At 39.2% G+C, this 22475-nt stretch carries 20 protein-coding genes; 18 read left to right on the top strand and 2 right to left on the bottom strand.

What is annotated here, in order from left to right; translation table 11 throughout:
• The first annotated feature begins 34 nt into the window (after window positions 1–34).
• From G632_RS0115360 to G632_RS0115345, 4 genes are all read left to right on the top strand, one after another.
• On the top strand, window positions 35–403 hold the full coding sequence (locus G632_RS0115360; RefSeq protein WP_022770327.1) for a hypothetical protein: 369 nt from the start codon (window positions 35–37) through the stop codon (window positions 401–403).
• Window positions 404–450: 47 nt separating this feature from the next.
• Entirely contained in the window at window positions 451–1137 is a 687-nt protein-coding gene (locus tag G632_RS0115355; RefSeq protein ID WP_051154965.1) for a ribulose-phosphate 3-epimerase, read from the top strand.
• Window positions 1127–3055: a LicD family protein gene (locus G632_RS0115350; protein ID WP_022770324.1), complete on the top strand. Its 1929-nt coding sequence runs from the start codon at window positions 1127–1129 to the stop codon at window positions 3053–3055. The genes G632_RS0115355 and G632_RS0115350 overlap by 11 nt, the downstream gene beginning before the upstream one ends.
• 74 nt (window positions 3056–3129) lie before the next feature.
• Window positions 3130–4095 (top strand): LicD family protein, encoded by a 966-nt coding sequence (locus tag G632_RS0115345; protein ID WP_026512627.1) that lies wholly within the window; start codon window positions 3130–3132, stop codon window positions 4093–4095.
• Window positions 4096–4844: 749 nt separating this feature from the next.
• Here the strand turns inward: G632_RS0115345 and G632_RS0115335 are convergent.
• The gene (locus G632_RS0115335; protein WP_022770318.1) at window positions 4845–7370 is read right to left on the bottom strand and encodes a LicD family protein; all 2526 of its coding nucleotides are present in this window, start codon (window positions 7368–7370) and stop codon (window positions 4845–4847) included.
• Between the two features lie 122 nt (window positions 7371–7492).
• Entirely contained in the window at window positions 7493–7831 is a 339-nt protein-coding gene (locus G632_RS21460) for a hypothetical protein (RefSeq protein WP_022770317.1), read from the bottom strand.
• A 481-nt stretch (window positions 7832–8312) separates the two neighbouring features.
• On the opposite strand from G632_RS21460, the gene G632_RS0115325 reads away from it, so the two are divergent.
• From G632_RS0115325 to G632_RS20355, 14 genes are all read left to right on the top strand, one after another.
• Window positions 8313–8858, top strand: a complete 546-nt coding sequence (locus tag G632_RS0115325) for a hypothetical protein (protein WP_022770315.1) — start codon at window positions 8313–8315, stop codon at window positions 8856–8858.
• A gap of 49 nt (window positions 8859–8907) precedes the next feature.
• Entirely contained in the window at window positions 8908–9933 is a 1026-nt protein-coding gene (locus tag G632_RS0115320; protein WP_022770314.1) for a X2-like carbohydrate binding domain-containing protein, read from the top strand.
• A gap of 274 nt (window positions 9934–10207) precedes the next feature.
• On the top strand, window positions 10208–11377 hold the full coding sequence (locus G632_RS0115315; protein WP_022770313.1) for a hypothetical protein: 1170 nt from the start codon (window positions 10208–10210) through the stop codon (window positions 11375–11377).
• Between the two features lie 18 nt (window positions 11378–11395).
• Window positions 11396–13348 (top strand): adenylyltransferase/cytidyltransferase family protein, encoded by a 1953-nt coding sequence (locus G632_RS21455; protein WP_022770311.1) that lies wholly within the window; start codon window positions 11396–11398, stop codon window positions 13346–13348.
• A complete protein-coding gene (locus G632_RS0115305; protein WP_022770310.1) occupies window positions 13345–14334 on the top strand; it encodes a polysaccharide pyruvyl transferase family protein in 990 nt (329 codons plus the stop codon). The genes G632_RS21455 and G632_RS0115305 overlap by 4 nt, the downstream gene beginning before the upstream one ends.
• 17 nt (window positions 14335–14351) lie before the next feature.
• Window positions 14352–15293 carry a 4Fe-4S cluster-binding domain-containing protein gene (locus G632_RS0115300; RefSeq protein ID WP_022770308.1) on the top strand — a complete coding sequence of 314 codons (942 nt, stop codon included), beginning with the start codon at window positions 14352–14354 and terminating at the stop codon, window positions 15291–15293.
• Window positions 15294–15336: 43 nt separating this feature from the next.
• On the top strand, window positions 15337–16506 hold the full coding sequence (locus G632_RS21450) for a glycosyltransferase (RefSeq protein ID WP_022770307.1): 1170 nt from the start codon (window positions 15337–15339) through the stop codon (window positions 16504–16506).
• Between the two features lie 19 nt (window positions 16507–16525).
• Window positions 16526–17791: a glycosyltransferase gene (locus G632_RS0115290; RefSeq protein ID WP_022770306.1), complete on the top strand. Its 1266-nt coding sequence runs from the start codon at window positions 16526–16528 to the stop codon at window positions 17789–17791.
• 16 nt (window positions 17792–17807) lie between these two features.
• Window positions 17808–19160 (top strand): glycosyltransferase, encoded by a 1353-nt coding sequence (locus G632_RS21445; protein WP_022770304.1) that lies wholly within the window; start codon window positions 17808–17810, stop codon window positions 19158–19160.
• Between the two features lie 11 nt (window positions 19161–19171).
• A complete protein-coding gene (locus tag G632_RS0115280) occupies window positions 19172–19582 on the top strand; it encodes a nucleoside-diphosphate sugar epimerase/dehydratase (protein ID WP_155828906.1) in 411 nt (136 codons plus the stop codon).
• Window positions 19583–19587: 5 nt separating this feature from the next.
• Entirely contained in the window at window positions 19588–20280 is a 693-nt protein-coding gene (locus G632_RS20365; RefSeq protein WP_022770301.1) for a DUF4422 domain-containing protein, read from the top strand.
• A 72-nt stretch (window positions 20281–20352) separates the two neighbouring features.
• Complete coding sequence (locus G632_RS20360) at window positions 20353–21438, top strand: glycosyltransferase family 32 protein (RefSeq protein ID WP_242826731.1); 1086 nt, start codon at window positions 20353–20355, stop codon at window positions 21436–21438.
• Window positions 21439–21482: 44 nt separating this feature from the next.
• On the top strand, window positions 21483–21962 hold the full coding sequence (locus G632_RS0115265; protein WP_022770299.1) for a hypothetical protein: 480 nt from the start codon (window positions 21483–21485) through the stop codon (window positions 21960–21962).
• A 144-nt stretch (window positions 21963–22106) separates the two neighbouring features.
• A complete protein-coding gene (locus G632_RS20355; protein WP_051154960.1) occupies window positions 22107–22442 on the top strand; it encodes a hypothetical protein in 336 nt (111 codons plus the stop codon).
• The last annotated feature ends 33 nt before the right edge of the window (window positions 22443–22475 follow it).

The raw sequence follows: 22475 nt of genomic DNA, 5'->3' as shown, positions 1-22475 counted from the left end.
ATAGATTCAGACAATTCACCGGAGAATAAAAGTCATGAAAAAAATCTTTTATTACACTGATGTACTGCCATTTCTTTCGAGGGGAGATGAAGCCATTAAAAAACTCAGGAGAAATCTTGAGACGTTTAAGGAATCATCTGCCGATGTACATCTTGTGTGGCATCCTTGGTCTGGAACTGAAGAGTACCTGAAGATCAACAGATCAGGAGTGACAGAAGAATACAGAAGTATAGTTGATGAGTTTACCGGTGCAGGATGGGGCGATCTGGACAAATCTGATACTTACCAGTCTGCTAAGGAAGTGCTTTTTGGTTGTGATGCTTATTACGGAGATCCGTCCGATCTTGCTTATGAAGCGCAAAATGCCAAAATGCCGGTAATGTTTCAAAACATTGAAATATAAAGACGGGGGTAAAGGCTGTGAATAAAGAGTTTACCTTATGTGCATCGATGATGTGTGCAGACTTTGGAAACCTTGAGAGGGAGATACATAATCTTGAGGATGCCGGTATAGATTCTTTCCACGTAGATATAATGGATGGACGTTATGTCCACAACTTTGCCATGTCTTTGTATGACATGGCTGCCATTGCGAGGATAACCGACCTTCCGCTTGATGTTCACCTTATGATTGAACATCCCAGAAATAATATTGACATGTTTTTGGATAACCTGCGTCCCGGAGATACTGTATACATTCATCCGGAGGCTGAGTATCACCCTTCTGCAACACTTCAAAAAATCATAGATGCCGGGATGCATCCCGGTATCGCTATCAATCCCGGAACCAGCGTTGAAACAGTAAGAGAGATGCTAAGGATCGTAGACCATGTTCTGGTTATGGCCGTAAATCCTGGAAATGCTAGTCAGATGTTCCTGCCTTATGTAGGAGAAAAGGTTGAACAGCTCATAAGACTCAGGGAGAAAATGGGATTTAAGCTTATATGGGATGGCGCATGCAGTGCTGAGCGCATACAGAAGTATGCTCCCCATGGAGTCGACGGCTTTGTTCTTGGCACAACACTTCTGTTTGGAAAAAATACTCCTTACAAGGATATAATTAAGGCTATCAGGAAGATAGATTTTGGCTACTTAAGTGGCGAAAAAAAGCAGGACAGTTGGGTATATGGATCATAACGGAAGAGTAGATATTTTGGATATTTCTTTTGCAGAGGCCTTCTTTGAAGATGAAGTCAGAGAAGGCTTTTTTGTTCCGACCATGATGAAGCGCTATTGGGCGGCTCAGTTGAAGGTTCTGTCTGTGATTGCCGGAATATGTGACAGGCATGAGATTAAATGGTTTGCAGATTATGGAACTCTCATGGGCGCTGTAAGACATGGGGGCTATATACCATGGGATGATGATCTTGATATATGCATGCTAAGAAGTGATTATGTCAGGTTTTTCGAGGTGGCTAAAAAGGAACTTCCTGAAGGCTATGTGATCATGAACATTGATGAGCAACCTGAATATAGAGAACTTGTTGGGAGAGTTGTGAATAGCCATGCTATTGACTATTCTGACGGACATATGAATGAGTTTTATGGGTGTCCATATACTGCTGGAGTAGATATTTTTCCGCTAGATGGGGTGTACAACGATCCTGAGAAGGAAGCCGAGCGTAAAGTACGGGCTGAAAAAGTCATTGCAGAATATACCAAGGACCATAAACAGGAGTCATTAAAACGTCTTGAAAAAATCTATAGTGAATGTCCTATTTCTGATGCTGAAAAAGTAGCTCTTATGCGCTTTTGGATTACTGATAGGAATCATATATATAGCCGCAAACTATACGAATCCTTTGTAGAACTTCCGTTTGAAGATACATATATAAGAGTGCCGGCAAGATATGATGAGAAATTGAGAGCTGACTATGGTGACTACTGGAATGTAGTTAAGGTCGGTGGGGCTCATGACTATCCTGTATATGGTGAACAGGAACAGATACTTTTTGAGCATTTTGGAAGACAGCCATATAGATATAGCATGAATAATCAGGCGCTGCTGAAGGCGGTCAGCAGATATATTCTAAAGGCTAGTAATCCTTCTGCAGACAGAACTATTAGAAAAGTGGTTTTTCTGCCCTGCAGAGCAAGGTGGTGGAGTAGTATGGAGCCACTTTGGGAGCATTTTTCATCTGATCCTGACGTGGAGGTTCATGTACTTCCTATTCCTTACAATGAAAGGAACTACAAAGGCGAGTATTTAGATGATCATGATGAAAAAGACCTTTTCCCGAATCATGTTAGCGTCGAGGATCATGAACAATATGACTTTGCAAATGAACATCCGGATATGATAGTGATACAGGTTCCATATGACGATTTCAGCACAGTGATGGCAGTTCCGGAATTCTATTACTCTCATAATCTTCAACAATATACTGATGAATTGCTATACATTCCCTGTTTTGATCCTGATGATCCGGCTGTTGAAGGAGATAAAGCTGAAAAAAGTATATCGGTGCTTATTGAACAGCCTGCTGTAGTCAATTCCGACAGGATACTGTTGGGCTCGGACAAGATGAAGCAGGTTTATATTAAGAAACTTGTGGAGCTTACGGGTGAACCAACGAGAGAATACTGGAATCAAAAGATAGTACTCCCGGAGGATTTTGGGATTTTTGACAAAACTAAACCAGTGGAGATTTCTTCTGAGGAGTGGGATAAATTTGTAGGAAATATTGGAGGTAAGAAAGTCGTACTTTATTATATTTCTATCAGTATGTTGCTCATTGGAGGAGACAAGGCAATAGAGAAAATGAAAAGGTCGCTTCATCTGTTTGCTGAAAATGCTGACAATCTGGTGGCTGTGGTTCTGCCGCAGAAGGCTCTGACAGATTGTCTGAAAGAACTGGATGATGCGCTGTGGGAGAAGTATAAAAAAATTGTAAGTGGAATAGGTACAGTTTGGAAAAACTGTATTTATGACTCTTGTGGATTGACTGAAAATTACATTGGCAGGTGCGATGCGTTCTATGGCGATCCCGGAGTGATAGCAAGGAAGTTTGTTATAAACAAGAAACCGGTTATGATTCAGAACCTTGAAATATAGAAAGGCTGTTTATGCTCTCTTTTCCCGATGAATACTTTAAAAATGAAATACGGCTGGGGTTTCATGTGACCGCCATGATGAAGAGAATGTGGGGAGCTCAGATGGAGATTCTCTCATGGATAGGTGAGATCTGTAAAAAACATGATATAAACTGGATCATGTGCTACGGGTCTCTACTTGGAACAGTCAGACACAGGGGATTTATTCCCTGGGATGATGATATAGATATAGCAATGCTGAGAGCAGATTATGAGAGATTCATGGATGCCGTGGCAGCAGAGCTTCCGCCTTATTTAAAGACAAAGTCTCTTTTGCCGGGAGCAATAGCGCCAAAGGAAATGTGCTTCAACATTTGCAACGGAACCAGAATTGATACCACTCCGGAATTTCTCGGAAGGTTTCATGGATGTCCCTATTCAACTGGAGTGGACATTTTTGTGTTTGACAGAGTGCCGGCTGACCTGGAAGAGTTTGCATATCAGGACAGACTGATAAGGCTGCTTGACAGGCTGTTGATGCTGCAATGGGCCGTAAATGGCAAGAGCATCGGCGAGGCGGAGTATTCAGAATACTGCAATATCAAGGCTACAATGGAAAATGAGCTGTCCTACACATTTAACAATGCTGAGCCACTGGAACTTCAGATACTGCGGCTCCTTGATCTGGCCTGTGGATTATGCGAAGACTGCGGCTCTGAGGATGTTGAAAATCGTGAGCAGGTCATATATTACGGTATGGTTGGTTTTAAGGACAGGTATTTTACAGACAGAATCTGGATGCCCTTTGAAGGCGTTATGGACGTACCGATTCCCAGAGATTACGACACGGTGCTGACCAGGATATTTGGAGATTATAAGATGCCCAGGAAACATACCTCACAGCATGAATATCCCATCTACAAGTATCAGAGAATCAGACTCTATGAGGAGCATATAAAAAGAGGATGGGATATTCCTGAGATTTATCTTGAGTATGATGAAAACGGTAAACTGATCGTAGATCCTGAGGATGTAAAAAGAAAAATGGATGCAAAACAATAATAAGCAATCTGGAATATTGCCATTTCAATGCACCAAAATTGTTTATGGCGAGTTGAATGGTTTGCAGGTAGTCGGAGACCCAAATAGTACCGATGAAGGCATGAACACATAAATGCTGGAGGGAAGTCGAGAACAAGCTGTTCCTCACAGCTTGGGTCTGCGAGACAATATCAAAGAGGAAACATTTGCTATACACAGAGATAGTCTTCACTGTACTCAGAGACAGAGAAAGAAGAACAAACAAATGACAACGAAATTGGCGAGAATAGCAGATTTATCCGCGCAGAATCCAAACATGGTCTTTACATCCATATCCCACATGATAAATGTGGAGCTTTTGAGAGAATGTCATAACAAGATGGATGGAGACAAAGCCGTACCATTACTATGGGATTACAGATAACTTGCGAAGTTTGAAGACATTTAGATATGAAGTCCTTAAAAGTCTATTATTTTGGCTGAATAGACGAAGTCAAAAGAAGAGCTACAATAGGAACGAATTCTGGGCAATGATTAGTTCACATCATAAAGTTGCTCTTCCTAGAACATACGTAAGTATCTATGCGCAGTAATACGAATAATTAGTCTCGTAAAGAGCCGGATGCGGGAAAGCCGCACGTCCGGAATTTCTGTTTAAGCTGTTCAGTTAAGTACGGTTGTTAAAAGCCTAGCCTTTTTCGCTGGGAAAAGTGTCGTTATCTGAGCGGGGGATAAGCGTGTCGGTGTTGGCACGAGTCAACGCGGCCCATTCATATGCCGTTGTCGGCTATCATCACCGGCTTGTGCTGGCCGGTAAAGATGTGGACAAGAGGGCTGGAGCTGCCGTAGTAGGCATCAAAAGAGCTGACAAATGAATAAACGTCATCTGAGGGAAGAGGGATTGTTTCAATTCCTCTTTCTTTTGCGCTTATGATAATGGATTCTTTGAGACTGACTATTCTGTCATGCAGTAGAGGGTCACTGCAGACAAAGCTATCGGGATAGAAGCAAAGAGATGCATTTATTTTGCTGCTTGCCGATGAGAGCACGTCAAGTCTTTCTTCTATGCTGCCCAAAAGGTGATCCGCGTGCTCGGTAAATTCGTAGAGACTGATGCAGTAGAGAAGATTCTTTTTAATTGAAGCAGTTGTTGAGGCAGATATTTTTGAGGTAGTGATTTCTGTGGTAGTAATTCCTGCGGTCGTAATCTCTTTGGTTGGAATTTCTGTTGTCGTAATCTTTGCGGCGGCCATTTCTGTGGTGTTTTTTTCTGTGATAGTGTTCTTCCAGTTAGCGTTTTCGCTGAAGATATCGGAGCATTCGTCAAAAATCTCGGGGGAATAGTATATTTTCTCCTCCCAGATGTGCTCTGTGTCCGTGTCTGCGAATGCGGTGAGTGCAGTCACGTAGCGGGTCTTGATGTTCTCTGACTGAACTGCGATCCTGTCGGCATAGATAAGGGCAGGAGCGGTGACATAGTATCTTAGGACGATCAGGTCCGTTATGTCTTTTTCGCCAAATTCAGAGGTCTTACCTATGGGTATATATACCAGCTGCGGGGTATACGAGCGGAGACTGTCGGCAAAGAAATTCCGTGGGATAGTAAGATATGGATTCTCGCCGTCGTAGGGAAACTGAATGTATATTGAATCCGGGCAGTGAAGGGCAAGGTCATAGGTTTCCCAGTTCTGTATTGGAAGACCCTTAGGGTAATTGCCGATATTGGCACTCTTTCTTATTTCGTCCATGGACATGGTCGGCTGTCCGTAGTAGTCCCTGGTGAAAAGAGGCAGGGGCACAACAACGGGATCTATGTCCGGATCATTGGAAATGCGGTCGTATACTCCGGATAAGGTGTTCCATTCTTTTGGTCCGATGGGGAGAAAGAGGATCTCCTTACGGTTAAAAAGGTGTTCGGAAAGAGCACTTTCAAGGGCGGCAAGTGTACTGTCAAGAGATAACAGTACTGATGAATCCTGAGAACAGAGGCTGCCTTTAGAGGTTGTGGATTCGCTTTTACGTTGAGCAGATGCTTCATGACTGAAAACGGAGGCTTCGTTGCAGGACAAGAGTTCAAAAGCTGACTGACTGCAATTGTAGATATCCTCGCAGAAGGTCTCAAGTACAGAAACAATGGCCACGGTGTGAGGATTATTTTCTCCCTTAACGTTCTCTATAAGGGTACCAAGATCCACCGCCAGCTGCTGAAGCTCGCCGAGCCTGGCTAAGAGTTCATCTTGCGTACCCGTACTTATAATAGCACAGGCATCTGCATAAAGGGACTTAAGGCCATCAAGGCACTCTCCGGCTATTGCCTTCAGGCTGCCGGATGTGTCAGGCTGCGGTCTTTCCATCATCTCGGGATCATATGCAAAATGAGGTAGAGTTACGTTCGAACTTTTTTCAAACAGGTCTTTCTGCGCCTCAAAGGCCGGATATGTATGTCCGCTCCAGACTTTCCTTATCTCATTGTAGTTGCCGTAGCGGCTTGAAAGCACTCTGTTGTACTTAGCCGGAACAGGTATGGTTGTATCCTCGAAGGGAATGCGCACAAAAGATTCATACAGCTCTTTGGGTTCGCCCTTTCCGCCTCTTAGGATAAATGGGAAGATCTGACCGATTTGTCTCGCATCATCACGACTTACCCTGCCCATCTGCTTCTCTGCAAGGGCATAGAGGGCAACAGAAACAGCCCTTTTGTCTCTGGAAGAAGGGAGGGCGATGTTATATTTCTTTTGAATAGAAGAAAGTTCTGTTTCGATGGTGGAGGGACTGAGGGAATTGTCTGTTATCCCGTCTGCGACTGCGATCAGCCGAAGAACCTCGTCGTCCCGCTTCTTTTCCTCGGCGGGATCGGAATACAGATAGTCCTTGATGAATATATCAACTCCTGTGAGCCAGGGGAAATTGTAGTTGTCCCTTAGGACGTCTTCGTCAAAAGAAATTCTTCTGCGGTTTACGACTCTTGCAAGGAACAGCCAGTGATCTTCCTGCCTTTCGTAGTTGTGTATGCAGTATCCATCCGGAAGCTCATTGTCAGCCACAGCCATAAACCTGTCATAGTCATCACGAAGCATGCATATATCCAGATCGTCATCCCAGGGCACAAAGCCGCCGTGCCGCACCGCCCCAAGGATCGTGCCCCAGTCTGCAAAGTAGGTGATACCGTGCCGCGCGCAAATATCATCAATGACCCTGAGTAAGTCAAGTGCAGTCGCCCAGGCAATCTTGACCTGTGTGGGTACATAAAAACCATATCTGATCTCGTCTCTGAAGAAATCTATGCTGTGCTTCATGCTTTTTACCTCATTAATATAGTACCACAAAGACGATGCGGGGGTGAGATGGGGATGATTTTGGGATCAATGAAAAACGGCACGGGATATGTATCCTGTGCCGCAAATGCGTAAAAACTGTATTATGCCTGCCTGTTCTTGAGCTCCTGTATATCAGCAGAGTTCTTCTGAATTGCGAGTTTCATCATCTCGATGTCTACTATGGCAGCACCAAACTGGTCACTGTTTTCGATGTATCTTCTAGAAGCATCTACATAGCACTCTTCAATAGTGCTTAATCTCGGGATGACATTGTTCTCTAGAATTACTACTTTGACCTCGGTCATGCCTGACTCAACGTTTGCGAGACTGCCCTTAACCTCGGTCATGCCATATTCGAGATTAGTGAGCCTTTCATCGACTCTACTGATACGTTTTTCGAGTAGCGCATCAATTGATTGTAAATCTTTTTGTGTTAACATATTTCCTCCTATTTGGTAGCAAGGACCCCATCTGTGTGGGATATATTACCATAATCATTTTCAAAAATCCACAGCAAATAGTAATAGGAAAAGGTATAAAATTTTCAGTAAAACTGCATAAGAATGAAATTATACTTCATTTTTTAACAGAATATAACGTTTTTTTAGCGTAAGTTTATTATTTCTTTAGAATCTGATGCTACAATGACTAAGCTTAATTCGAAAGATTTTGTTGACTTCCAACTGCGCAGAAAAATCTTTTGAAAAAAGCTAAAGTATCATATCTAAACTACCGATATACTTTTTGACACTGGTTGAGCTGTTTTTAAGGAATGTGGGGTGATACCAATGGACACGATAGCAAGAGGCCATGGACTGAAGAGTAGAATGATGTTTCACTTCAGTTTCTATGATATGCAAACACCGCCATAACCTATTGTGCATGAAACATCCCAATTTAACACATGGAGGTGCCGGCTAAATGACCGACAGTACAGAAAAGGGCAAAGGCAGTAAAAAGATAGTGATTATCGGTGCGATCATTGCGTTAGTGATGGTGGCTATGCTGGTTACTATAATTGTTCTTGCGACTTCAAAAGGGAAGGACGACAAGGCGGAAGAAGAGAGCAGACCTGTTTTGGTAACGGAAGAAAATGCGGAAGAGGTATTGGCTGATATCAAAGAGCAGGATGCAGCTGCTACGGTTGCACCAGGCTACTATACAGTGACCATGAATACTACTTGGCATTTTGAAAGTGGAGATGTGGCTTCTTACGATGCTATTGTCGAAAATGTTGAAGGAAACACAAACGACGTTTATTTTGACATCCTTCTGGAGAGCGATGAAAATGTGGTCTTATATAAATCGCCGATCATTCCAAGAGGTGGCAAGTTAAAAGACATAACCCTTGATGAATCGCTCCCTGCCGGTTCTTATCCAACTGTAGTCGAATATCATTTAGTCGATGAAAATCAGGTATCATTAAGTACGGTTAGAGTTGGCTTGACTATAATTGTCGAGCGTTAACTAAAATAGAAACTAAAAACAAATAATTGTAAAACATGGAGGTATTACAATGACAAAAGGGAATTTTAAGAGATTTGCAGCATTACTTGTTGCAGGCACAATGGTTGTTGGAAGTAGCGTTACTGCTTTTGCTGAAGGCGAGACTACAACTCCTGGAGTGGCTGAAGGCGAAGGATCTTATGAAGGTGGAGAAATGAAGTATCCTACACTTTCTGTTACATTGCCGACAATTCCGGATGGAGCTTATAATTATATCGCTGATCCTAATGGACTTATTGCTGCTACAGCAGCTGCTGCTTATGATGGAGCAACCTTTACTGGAAGCCAAGGCGTCTTCTTCAAAACTACAGATGCTGAGGGAGAAACAAAAGCTACTTACACTAATAAGAGTAAAGCGCTGACTCTGAAAAACGAGAATGCTCAGGATATTGATGTTACAATAAAGCTGGAGCAGAAAACGGCAGGAAGCGATACTATTGAATATTCTGACAGCGCCACTTTCGAAGATGGAGACAAAGCGCAAAAGCTGTACCTTGCAGTTACTGATGACGCAGCAAGTAATGCTCAGGTTTCAGCACTTGGTGAAACAGCAGCAACTCTTACAACTACAGTTGCAGGTAAAACTGGCAATTATAAGGCTAACTGGGATAGCACTAATAAGTATGGCTATATATTAGATGATACCAAGAAGGTTGACGGTGAATATGTATGGGAATCATGCTCATACACTCTTGTAGGTGCTCTTAATAAAGCAGCAACTTGGGGAGATGAGGTTGATTTCCCTACAATCAAAGTTACTTGGTCCTATAAAGAGCATACAGATTCATATTTGTCGTCAACCACCATATCTTCTTCAAGCAACACGGTTACAGTATCATTGCCTAGCGGAGTGACAGTAAGCAGCGTAGTTTTAGGTAAAGCAACAGGTGGTACTGTTACACTTGTAGCAGGATCTCATTACACAGTATCTGGCTCAACATATACTTTTGATGCATCAATGTTGGAAAATCATAGTACTGGAAGCGTGACATTTACGTTCAGCGATGAAACGAGCGAGACGATGACCATTGAATAATTTCAAAATGTATAGGATTGTTTCGCCGAGATAATCAAGTTTTTGAGTATTTATTAGAGCTATTGAGGGTCTGACCTTAGAGGGTCAGGCCCTTTTTGAGTCGCGCTTAAGAAATAAAAAAAACTGTCGATAAAACAATAGATGGCATAATTATTTCCAAGCTAAATGGTATATAATAATTATATGAACGTGAAATAGTTCAATGAAAGATATCATTGATGTGCAGCTTTTTGCGTGCGATTTGTGATATTGGTCTTGGAGGATCGATTAAATAATGGATAAAAAGATACTTTTATATAATAAACCAGTCATAGTCAATGATGCTTTGTGGGTGTCATCTTTGAATGATAACGGTTTATACAGAATCAGTAATGATAACTGTCAATGTGAATTTATAAGAATGTTTCCAAATGAGAGTTTTAGTAGAGGATATTTGCATTCTTCATCAGTAAGATATGGGAATGAGCTGTTCTTCGTGCCTTTTGCGGGACGATATATATCTTCATATTGTTTAGACGATGGATCGATGAAATGCTATAAATTGGATCATTATTCTGATGGAATGAGTAGTTTGTTTTACACATGTGTTGTAGAAGGGGATTTTTTGTATCTGATCCCATGTAGGTATGAATATATTGTCGAATTCAACATGAAAACGTCTGAAATAAATGAATATAAGATATTTGACTTGGCAGGGAAAAAGCAAGATGAGATGGACCCATTTGTTCTTAGGGGTGGATGCCTTGGAGATGGAAAAATATATTTAGGTGAGAATACAAGAAACAGAATAATTGAGTTTGATATAAATACTAAAGGGCTGAAAGAATATGTACTTGAACATGATGTGTGTGGTATATCAAACTTATTGTACTTGAATGGCGAAATGTGGATTTTGGGGAAGAACGGAAGCATTTTATATGGAGATATTAATAAAGGGGAGTTTGTTCCTCTTGTTGGAACAGAGATATGTGAAGCAGGACATCACGGAACATACCTTGATACGCTTATTGACAAAAAAGACATTTATGTAACTAAAACTAGTGGAAGAACAATATTTAAAATTGATTCAGAAGAAAAGACTATCCTCAAGATAGTTTTTGGTGAGAATCACATGGGTAAAAGTGATTTTTGTCCTTTTGACTTGCTTGCACTTTATAAAACTAATGGAGAAATAAGAGCTTTGGATTCTTTTAATGGCATGATTTATAGATATGATTGCCTAAATGACAAGGTATTAGATGAAAAGTTTCCATGTATGACTTACGAGGACATCGACTATAGAAAGTGTAGAAAGGAAAAGAAGGAAATAAGTCTCGGTAATGTTACAAGAAAGGGTATAGAATTATCTACATTTTTACAATGCATACATGAAGGACAATATGACCAAAGCATTACCTATGAAGGAATGAACGGAAAAAGTGTACTATTGTATGAGGGAAAATAATAACCTGGAGGGAGTCAAGTGGTTTCAGTGAGGAGCGAAGCAGAATTAAAGGAGCGGTTAATTGAGGGCTCCAAATTCTATTTATATGGCGCCGGAATAGTATATAGGAAAATTATAGCTGCAGTTAGTAATGACATAATAGCAGTTATTGACAAAAACCGCTCGGAGATCATCCCTTTAAACGATGTGGCAATTTTATCACCGGAAGATGCTTTTATATGTGGGGAATATGATGTTATATGTGGTTTAAACCCTGAGTTGCAGTATGACAAGAGAACGCAAGTATTAGCTGAAGAATTAGAGAAATACGATGTGAAGATTAATCTGTTTTTGTTAGACGTGACTAGTTTGGAAGATGAAGGAGTGCTTATATGGGGGGACAGAAAAGTCTTATTTGATAACAGGAAATATTTGATAAGCGGTAAGTCTGATTTTGTTAAGAAAGCATATTCACCAGAGGTTATTGCTGATGCCAAATACTTAGAAAGATTGAATGAAGAACCCTGTGCATTTGTCTTGAGGGGGAATGGGATTGGGTTTGAAGATTTTGATAATGGGCTCATAGTTCATGCTCAAGGACGAAAAGACTGGAATGATTCAAAAGAATTAGAGTTTACAAACAGAATCTTGTTATTTGGGGATTCAAGAGTGTCGGGAATGTTGCTAGAGAATAGACATACCATAGCAGCTAATCTTCAGAGAAAGATTGACAAAAACGGGATAAAGTATAAGGTTGAAAATTACGCTATTCCGGGCAGAGATATAGAACGGATGGTGTGGCAAATTAAGAATGAGAAAATTGATGCCGGAGATGTTGTCGTACTGGGAAGTGGATTTTATGAATTTGAAAATGCAGATGAGAATGTCTTGGTATGGGGCGAATATTTAAGAGAAGCTAATGATGCTGTTTTAAAGAAAAAGGCGAGTTTTATATATATGAACTTGCCAACAATGCTAGAGTTGGCAGATCCTTCGCCCGAAGAGGCAGACGCAGTTTTGATGTTTCACTCAACTGAGTTCCTGGATTATACTCCTGAAAAATTAAAGTATTACAAGAATATATTACAGATAGAGTGTGCTTCTAATGGAATATGCTTTATTGATATGGCAGCGGCTTTTGCGTATAGGAGTAAATATGGGCAAGTGTTTATTAATCTACATCATTATGGACCGCATGGAACAGAGCTGATAGCAGATGAACTGACTGATTATATCATAGCATTGACAAATTGTAGTGGTGCTAATTTGCTACATGAGACTGCTATCGCTGCAAAAAGAACAAGGAGTAGTGGGTTTGAAGATAAACTTGTTCAAATGAAAAAAGAGGATGATCAAATATTTGAATTCGTAGATGAACTAAAAATGAGGATGGAGAGAAAATGGGGTGATTATGGGGACCTTGGCTGCATAGTGATGAATGCAAACCCATTTACAAAAGGACATTTGTATCTTGTTAAAGAGGCATTGAAATTGTGTGGTAAGTTACTGATTTTAGTTGTCGAAGAGGATCTGTCAGAAATTCCGTTCAAGGACAGGTACCAGATTGTTATAGATAATACTGCCAGTATGAACGATGTTTTTGTTGCTCCTAGCGGAACGTATAGTATCTCAAAAAGCACTTTCCCGGACTATTTTGAGAAAGAAAAGATTCAAGGGAAGAAAATAAATGCAGAAACTGATGTGAGGATTTTTGCTGAACGAATTGCCCCAAGGCTTGGAATTAAAAAGAGATTTGTGGGTGAAGAACCAACTGACGGTATAACACGACAATATAATGAAACTATGAAACGAATATTCAAGGGATATGGAATTGAGCTTGTTGAAATTCCACGGCTTCAGATTGATAAAAAAATTGTAAGCGCGACAGAAGTGAGAAAGAATATTAAAAATGGTGACATGGGATCAATTTCTGAATTTGTGACACCCAAAACACATGAATACATATTATCACACGAGGTGTTTCTAAAATGAAAAAAGTTCTACTACTTTGGTATTTTGAGGAAGATAATTTTGGTGATATCTTGCTCTATCGTACAACACGAAACTTCTTGGCTGATCATAATATAGAGACTATTCCCTATGAAGTGGGACAGCCATGTATGGAGATTTTTGCTGAAGCGAACAAAACGGATTTTCTTTTATTTGCAGGTGGAGGAATCATTGAGAGTGGTGTGCCTAATGTGATACGACATTTTAAAGAAGATTATCATTTGTTGCATGTACCATATGGCATAATTGGTTTAGGAGTTTCGGATGCCGATTACTCGCAGTATAAGGAGCAAATTGGTTTTTGGATAGAGAATGCACAGTTTTTCTATGTAAGAGACGAATACTCTCAGCATAGGCTTGTGGAACTTACCAGTTCAAATCATGTTTTATGCAGTGCTGATTGTGTGTTTCATAATCGCGAAATATTGAAGTATGGATACTCAATCGGTAATCGAATTGGTATAAATGTTCGGAATCTACCCTTCAAGAATAAAACAGGGGACATTGACAGTGAAGTTCTTAGGACTATTTGTAGAGAATGCAAAGCTACAATTGTTATTCCAGATGCCAGTGAAGAACAATGGAGCAAATTAGTAGAAATAGAAAACTTAGAATTATTAAACAGATATAGATTTATGGATAGAAGCGAAAAAGTTGAAGCTATAGTCAATGAAATGCGGGGGTGTGAATTCGTTATTGCAATGAGATATCATGTTATTTTAGTGGCGGCCGTGCTAGGAATAATGACAATACCTATTATTTATCACGAAAAGGTCAGGTCATTGGTAGATTCGCTAGAGTTGGCAGATCTTTCGGTAGAGATAAATGAAATTGATAAAATTCCAGATAAACTAGCTATGCTAATAAAAGAAAAGGATATCTATTTGGAAAAGTGTGTTAAGAGTGTTGAGTGCCTCCGAATGAAGGCTGATGCAATGTATCAAGATATAGAAAAATATTTCGTTTAGATTGAGAGGGAAGCAAAATGATAAGAGAAAAAGAGAATTTATTATTCACATTTATTCCGACAATGAGATGTAATTATCGATGTGAATATTGTTTTCTTTCCAATGAAGAGAAGAGTGGTGGGAGCACAATGTTTGATGACCATTCACCTGATGAATGGATTGAAGCGATGATGAAATTTTCCGAATACAATGTTGAGCCATATATGTGGGGAGGCGAACCATTTTGCGTGGATGGGACTTATGAAATTCTGAGAGAGTGGGTGAAAATGGACCATGTTATCACCGGCTTTAGGATAGATACTAATGTATATTTCGCTGAAAAGATAGTTCGTGAGTGTCCCAGTGAAAAGATAAAGCTAAATTGCTCGTATCATATGCAGTATCATTCGCTGGAGGAAGAGTTTAGAAAAGTAAAGCTACTTAAAGAATATGACATGATTGCAATGGTGAATTTTGTTGCAAGTCCGTATAATCTGAGACATCTTAAGGAAGATTACGGCATGACGGTTTCAGATTTAATAAATAAATTTGGAGAGATAGGTGTATTCGTCAATATAGCGGGTGACTTCACTTTTGCAAATGATCCCACATATGAAAAGCACGATGAGTATCAGAGATTTATCCAACAATTCATTTCGCCAGATGAATGGAAATGGCTAAGAGGGGTAAATAAAAAGACAATGTGTGAAGCGGGTAGAAAATCCTTTTTGGTTGGCAATGATGGCGAAATAACGACATGTATGGCTATTGATAATTCAAATAGAGGTAATTTCCTAAAAGGAACATTGATAAGAGATGACCTAAACCGGCAATGTAATGGCGGATGTAGACCAATTATTAAGTATTCGTTCCGTTGTGACAATGATTTTCCGACAGCAAATCATTTGCTGGGATATATACAGAGAAACGAAGAGTATAGGAATTCCAGAAGGGAAGCATTTGAGGATTTCGCTTTTTGATAGGTGCAGGACGATTTCAGGATACCTAAATGTGGTGTATTAGATGAGTGAACGGCTACTGACAATTATTATACCAGTATACAACGCGTCTACGTATTTGGATCGATGTATAGAATCAGTTCTACAACAGACATATCAGAATATCGAAGTGATTCTTGTAGATGATGGTTCGACGGACGGATCAGGAGATATATGTGATCAGTACTCATATAACGATAAAAGAATAAAGGCTTTTCATACAGAGAATGGGGGCTCAGTCAGAGCACGAAAATACGGACTTAATAGAGCAAATGGTGAATATATAGGTTTTGTAGATGCTGATGATTATATTTCTTCAGATATGTATGAAAAGCTATCGCTGATTCTTGAGAGTAGCGATGCAGAATTTGTGGCATCTAATTATTTTGAAGTGAGAGATGGTTCACTAAAGAAAATAGCGGCTTTGAAGTATGAGCAAATAGTAATAAGAGATAATATTGCTCGAAAACAAGAGTTTTCTAACCGATATTTTGATGGCCCGCATATGATTCCATATGGCCTGGTTTTGAAGCTGTTTAGAAGAGAATTCATAATGGATTGTTTTTCGTATGTTTCAGAAGAGCAGCAGTATGGTGAAGATTCCCTGGTGCTTATGTGGATGTTGATAAAAACCAGAAAATTTGTAACAACAAGCGATGCATTTTACTATTATCGGATACTTGATAATTCCTTGTCCCACTTTAACACAAGTGAGACGTTTGAAAAAGAATTCAAGCTGTCTAAGTGCAGACAATCTATCGCTGAGAGTAATAAAGATGTCATAGATGAAAAAGAGTTTTGGAAATTTACAGGAAAAAAATTACATAGTTCCTATGAGGCAAGAGCCAGAGTTGAACAAGTACCGATCAAATATCATTATTATTATGAAAATATTAATGCATTGTACGGAAAAAAAGTAATTATCTATGGAGCTGGAAATGTTGGATATGATTATTTTCATCAGCTAAAAGAATCTGATATTGAAGTGGTTTTTGCTGTGGATTTGAAAGCGGAATCAAGAAAAATACCATTTCCATGTGATGTCTTTGAACCATGGAGGATAATAGATGCACAATATGATGTCGTTGTAATTGCTATATGGAATAAGGATATTGCAAATAAAGCGAAACAGCAAATGATAGCATTGGGTATTCCTGAGGAAAACATATTATGGGCTGAACCCAAATTGCTGTAAAAAATGAGAGGTAGTATGCATGAAGTTTTCCATAATAGTACCCACATATAATGTGGAAAAGTATTTAAGCAAATGCCTGGAAAGTATATTGGCTCAAACTTGTTCAGATTGGGAGGCTATATGTATAGATGATGGGTCTACAGATTCATCGTCGATAATACTTAAAAGATTTGCTGAGCAGGATCTAAGGTTTCGTGTAATTTCACAAACTAATCAGGGACTGGCAGAGACAAGAAATGTTGGAATCAGAGCGGCTCAAGGAGACTGGCTACTATTTGTTGATAGCGATGATTTCATTAGAAATGATACCTTGGAGATTCTTAATAAGACATTGGTGGAAGATAATTTAGATGCTATAAGCTTCGAAACAGAGATTCTATATGAAGGTGATAGTAGAGAAAGAGATAATAAGGATTCATGGTATTACAAGTATCACGACTATCCCAATACCACAAGCGGTGAAAAACTATTTGAGAAAATGATGAGGAATAATGAATATTGCGATTCGGCTTGTTTGCTTGCTGTCAAAAAAAAATGGATCCTAGACAGTGATTTGTTTTTTTATAAGGGGATTCTTTACGAGGATTCGATATTTAGCATGAAGGTCTTCTTAAACGCTTCAAGAATGAGACATATTTCATCAAAGCTATACACATATAGAGTTCGAGAGGCGTCAATAATGACTAGTGGGTTTTCCAAAGAGAATGTTAGAAGCCGGATAATTGTTTTTAAAGAACTGCTAAAACTTATTAATCAAAGGGACTACAGTGAGGAAGTAAAAAAGCAGTTTTTCAGATACGTTTATCTTGTGGCTGACCATATTAGGCGAATGGATAAAATGTGTGAGAACAGTGACGAATTGCAGCTAGATGCTACTGATGATTTCATAGCCAGAATTCTCAATGTCTCCAGCTACAAAAACATGATAAACACACACATTTTATTGAGCGGAGTTGAAACAATCGTAAAAAATAACCAAAGAGTGGCATTATATGGGGCGGGGAAAGCAGGAAACTTAATGCTGTATTTCCTTTCTTCCTGCAATCTTAAGGAAAAAGTGGGCTGTTTCTTGGTGTCGAAAAAATATGATCTGGATCAGAAAATCCAAGGGGTGCCTCTTGTTTCGCTAGATGATTATGAGTATAGGGGTGAGCTCGTAATTATTTGCGTTATGGATTATGCTGCAAGAAAAGAAATAATGAATAACTTAGAAAAAAAAGGTGTTAAAAACATAGAATTTTGTGACGAAAATATGTTTCTGGCTCTCGAAAGGTTTTCAATGTGAAGGGGATAGGTATTAGATGCCAAAGGTTTCAGTTATTGTTTATGTCAAAGATACAGAAAACTATATAAGACAGTGTGTCCAGAGTATTGTTGATCAATTGGAAAGAGATATTGAAATAATTATTGTCGATGGTGAAAGTACGGATGGAACGATTGATATTATCAGTGAATTAAGTAGTAAAGATGAAAGAGTCCGTGTTTTTACTAAAGGTGGTGGAGTTGGCGCTCAGTTTAATTATGGATTAGATAAAGCGACAGGAGAGTATGTGGCAATCGTAGAAGCTGATGATTTTATCCCACCAGATATGATTGGACATCAATATACCATTGCTAAAGAAAATGATTTAGACATTATTAAGGCAGGATATTATTACTATCTTGAGATTACTGGCGAAGGACGTTTATATCCTTTTCAAGCTTGTGATGCTGCACCATTTGATAGACTTGTAGAATACGATGAAGGAAGGATGCTTCTTGATGTTGGGTTAAATGGTTTTTGGAGCGGACTGTATAAAAAATCATTCCTTGAAAAGAATGGTATTCGTATGAATGAAACACCGGGAGCATCATATCAAGATATTGGTTTTTCTTTTATGACTCAGTTATATGCAAGGCGAGTGTGGTATATGAGCGATTGTTTCTATAGATATAGGATTGATAATCCGAACGCATCTGTAAATTCAATGGCCGGTTTAAAAAAACATATTAATGAGTATGAAAGCCTGAGGAATGTATTAACAGAAAATGGTTTGTGGGATGGATATAAAACACAGTTTTTCAAATGGATGGCTTCTAGCTTTGAGTGGTATATATCACAATTCCCTGATGAGGATGTGAACGAATGGATTGGCAAAGCATATGACTTCCTGAGCTCTCAAATAAAAGGTGAGTACGATAATTATATAGATTTTTCTGATGATTTAAAGAAGGCTTTAAAACCTGTTTTAGAAGGCAGAGATTCTTATTTTGTACATATAGAAAACGTATGTGAGGCAAATAAACAACTGAATAATTATATTCATGAAAGATTCCATTCAGATAATGAATTTGTTGTATTTGGAACTGGAAATAACGGGAAAGCTGTTGTAGATTTTCTCACTATATGTAACAAGAAGGTAATACTTGTTGATAATGACCGGGAAAAGCAGAACTGCGAGATTTATGGGCACATTGTTTTTTCGCCAGAGTATATATGCGAAAGCCATAAGTATGCAGTATATATGGTTGCCAATACAGTTCATTATATGGATATGCAAAAGCAACTTATGAAAAGTGGTATTGAAAAGGACTCAATTGTCATATGTAATGACAGAGCGTACTGGTTAAGAAAAGTTCTTCCCTATGCGGAGAAATTCAAAGATAACTATTGAAGGCGAGAAAAGTGGTGATTAGTGATACTGCAATTGAAAAAATAATGTGCATGGATAAGATTGTTATCTATGGTGCCGGAGTTATGGGTAAAGCATTGAAACTGTGCCTTGAATCAAAGCCGTTTAATAAGAGGATTCAGTGTTTTATTGTTTCTAACAGACTTAGTAATCCTAAAATGATTAAAGGCACACCGGTTATTGGAATGGAAGAGGCTGAAGAGTATAAAGATGATACAATCATTGTTGCATTAAATGAAAACAATATGCCGGGTGCAATAGAAGGACTTCATAAACAAGGGTTTAAAAAACTGTTAATTATGAATGCTGCCAGTGACGAGTGGTCTCACATCAAGAAATGCTATTTTCTGAACAATCAGGACAAGTGTTATATACCGTTTAAAATGCTGCCGGAAGGGATATAGACATTATGGGGAAGAATGGTACAACTGTGTATGTTGCGAAGAGCATATATGATAAAAAGATAACAGATGATCTTCCCCTGCGTTCTTATGAAAAGGATATTCAAGTTGGAGCAGCTCTTACGGAAACAAAGATATGTGCACTAAGGGATGATGCGGGGGAAAACATATCTGACAAGAACAGGCAATATTGCGAACTAACGGCACTATACTGGCTTTGGAAGCACTCGGATGATGATTTTGTCGGGATCAGCCATTACAGAAGGAGGTTTGATATTTCTGATGAAGTAATGGATGGATTAGAAAAATCAAACGTCGATATTGTCGTAACGGTTCCGGTGATGAATACATCAGGAGTGGGGAGTCAATATTGTGTGACCCATTCTAAAACTGATTGGGAGATTCTCCGAGATGAAGTCCACAAATTATCACCGGAGTATGATGAGAGTTTTGCTTTTGTGGAAAAGCAGATATATTTCCATGCATACAATATGTTCATAATGAGACGTGACATTTTAAAAGAGTTTTGTTCGTGGATGTTTCCTATCTTATTTGCAAGTGAAAATAGGATAGGAGAGAAATCGGATACTTATCAAAACAGATACCCCGGATTTTTGTCTGAACGATTATTGAATGTTTTTTTGTATAAGCACAAAGATAGATTCAATATTTTTATAGCAAACAAGAGATACCTAAGTTGACACCCTTTCAGAAGGGAATGATTAGCAATGAGATTGTGCTGCAATAGTTTTGAGGAATTAAAGAGAAGGGTTTTGTCTACCGATTGCCGGATCATAATGTTTGGTGCTGGTGCGATTGGACAGGTTACGACGCCGGAAATACTTAGAGACCTTGATTTGCTCTCCTTTGTTGATTGCTATCTTGATAATAATGCTGCAATGTGGGGCACTTTTATTGAGGCTTGTGGAGAATCATTTGAGGTGAAACCGCCTACATACTTAGAATCATGTAGGACAAATAACGTTATTTTGCTTAACATTAGTAGGTTTCCAGATGTTTTAAGACAGCTTGACGGAATGTCATGCACTAAGGATATGACTTGCTTTGTTATGCCTATGATGTTGATTCATAATTTCTGCTCACGGGAATCTCAGGGGAATGTGCAATTGTCTGACGAACCGTTGATACCAAAGAAAATCCATTATATGTGGCTGGGGAGAAACGCTTTGCCTGATAGCCTGAAAAAGTGTATTGAGAGTTGGAAAAGGTATTGCCCTGATTATGAAATTATTGAATGGAATGAGGATAATTATGATATAAAGAAACATCCATATATGGATCAAGCGTATAACGCGCGTGCTTTCGGATACGTGCCTGACTATGCCCGTATTGATATTTTATATAATCATGGCGGTTTTTATCTCGATACAGATGTTGAGCTGAAAAAGAATATTGATAACCTTCGATTTCAAAGAGCGTTTTGCGGTGTGGAAAAGTGGCAGATTATAAATTTTGGAGGATTAAGCGGCTCCGTTAAGGGGAATCCAATGATAAAGGAATTCCTTGATGCAAGGGAAGAGATCTTTTTCCTTAATGATGATGGCACACAAAATAGGAATACATGCGGTTTTTATGACACAAGGGTGGCTTTGAGTCATGGATATAAGATAAATGGAGAATCTCAGGCAGTAGGAGATATAAATATCTATGCATATGATTATTTCCAGCCATATGATTATATGTCCGGGATCATAAATGAGACGAGAAATACCTACTCAGTCCACTGGTTTAATGGTGGCTGGATGGATGAGCAAATGAAGAAAGCGAATGAAGAAGCCATGAAGATTTATAAGAAAATGTATACAAGAGCTTTAGATTGCGAAGGGGCTGACAAGTAAAGCCATAAGATGTTTCGCGAATATGCTTGTTAAGGAAGGATAATATGAAAGTATACATATTAGCTCCTGCGAATCGGGCCAGTGGAGGGCCGGAGCTCGCACACCAATTATGCTTTGCGATAAAAAGGCTGACTGACATCAGGGCGGAAATGTGCTATGTGGATGTAAGGGCGCCTTTTGACAAGGCGCTTGCCGTGGATGCAGTAGTTCCTGCGCCTTATAAAATCTATGAGACTACGCATGTTTCAGATGTTGACGTTATGTGTTCAGAAGACTCCGTGGTGGTTTTTCCGGAAGGTCTTACGCTCAGTATGTCTTATGTTGGCAATGCCCAAAAGGTATTATGGAGGATGAGTGTAGATAATTATATAAAGTCAACTGAAGAGACAAATCTTTCATACATAAATGACAATGTATTCTTTCATCTGTATCAGTCATATTATTCTATTGATTATGTAAATAAAAAGCTGGATGCTCCACGCGGGATGTACCTGTCAGATTACATAAATGATGCCCACGGATAATTCATTTACCCTGCGCAGCTAAGAGAAAATATTGCTCTTTATAACCCTGCTAAAGGATTTGATGATATAAAGCCGCTTATTGAAAAGGCATCATGGCTGAAATGGATACCGCTGGTAAATCTTGATCTTGAGCATATGATACTGATGATGGAAGCGGGAAAGATTTATGTTGATTTTGGAAACCATCCAGGAAAAGACAGAATCCCCAGAGAAGCTGCGGCCAATGGATGCTGTGTTATCACAAACAAAAAGGGATCAGCTGCGTTTGTGAAAGACGTGCCAATACCTGACGAGTATAAATTTGACTGCCCTGCTGAGCAGTTAGACCAAATAGATGCTTTGCTGAAAGATATATGCGGTGATTTTGAAAAGCATCAGAATAAATTTCAGAATTACAGGCAGATCATAGCTTCTGAAAAGAAATCCTTTGAAGAGGATACAATTAAATTTATCGATACCATGCAGAAACTAATTCCGTAATACAGATTTCTGAAAAAATAATAAATTTTCTGA

Source organism: Butyrivibrio sp. NC2007, from assembly GCF_000421405.1.
In the GTDB taxonomy this organism is placed as follows: Bacteria; Bacillota; Clostridia; order Lachnospirales; family Lachnospiraceae; genus Butyrivibrio.
This window is presented reverse-complemented; position numbering and strand designations above follow the sequence as displayed.

Excerpts from the sequence above, each read along its gene's own strand:
- G632_RS0115335 (WP_022770318.1), bottom strand. The coding sequence starts at position 7,370 with ATGAAGCACAGCATAGATTTCTTCAGAGACGAGATCAGATATGGTTTT.
- G632_RS0115305 (WP_022770310.1), top strand. The coding sequence starts at position 13,345 with ATGAAAAAAGTTCTACTACTTTGGTATTTTGAGGAAGATAATTTTGGT.
- G632_RS0115290 (WP_022770306.1), top strand. The coding sequence starts at position 16,526 with ATGAAGTTTTCCATAATAGTACCCACATATAATGTGGAAAAGTATTTA.
- G632_RS0115360 (WP_022770327.1), top strand. The coding sequence starts at position 35 with ATGAAAAAAATCTTTTATTACACTGATGTACTGCCATTTCTTTCGAGG.
- G632_RS20365 (WP_022770301.1), top strand. The coding sequence starts at position 19,588 with ATGGGGAAGAATGGTACAACTGTGTATGTTGCGAAGAGCATATATGAT.
- G632_RS21450 (WP_022770307.1), top strand. The coding sequence starts at position 15,337 with ATGAGTGAACGGCTACTGACAATTATTATACCAGTATACAACGCGTCT.
- G632_RS20355 (WP_051154960.1), top strand. The coding sequence starts at position 22,107 with ATGATGGAAGCGGGAAAGATTTATGTTGATTTTGGAAACCATCCAGGA.
- G632_RS0115315 (WP_022770313.1), top strand. The coding sequence starts at position 10,208 with ATGGATAAAAAGATACTTTTATATAATAAACCAGTCATAGTCAATGAT.
- G632_RS21445 (WP_022770304.1), top strand. The coding sequence starts at position 17,808 with ATGCCAAAGGTTTCAGTTATTGTTTATGTCAAAGATACAGAAAACTAT.
- G632_RS0115325 (WP_022770315.1), top strand. The coding sequence starts at position 8,313 with ATGACCGACAGTACAGAAAAGGGCAAAGGCAGTAAAAAGATAGTGATT.
- G632_RS0115320 (WP_022770314.1), top strand. The coding sequence starts at position 8,908 with ATGACAAAAGGGAATTTTAAGAGATTTGCAGCATTACTTGTTGCAGGC.
- G632_RS0115300 (WP_022770308.1), top strand. The coding sequence starts at position 14,352 with ATGATAAGAGAAAAAGAGAATTTATTATTCACATTTATTCCGACAATG.
- G632_RS0115265 (WP_022770299.1), top strand. The coding sequence starts at position 21,483 with ATGAAAGTATACATATTAGCTCCTGCGAATCGGGCCAGTGGAGGGCCG.
- G632_RS0115355 (WP_051154965.1), top strand. The coding sequence starts at position 451 with ATGATGTGTGCAGACTTTGGAAACCTTGAGAGGGAGATACATAATCTT.
- G632_RS21460 (WP_022770317.1), bottom strand. The coding sequence starts at position 7,831 with ATGTTAACACAAAAAGATTTACAATCAATTGATGCGCTACTCGAAAAA.
- G632_RS0115350 (WP_022770324.1), top strand. The coding sequence starts at position 1,127 with ATGGATCATAACGGAAGAGTAGATATTTTGGATATTTCTTTTGCAGAG.
- G632_RS0115345 (WP_026512627.1), top strand. The coding sequence starts at position 3,130 with ATGATGAAGAGAATGTGGGGAGCTCAGATGGAGATTCTCTCATGGATA.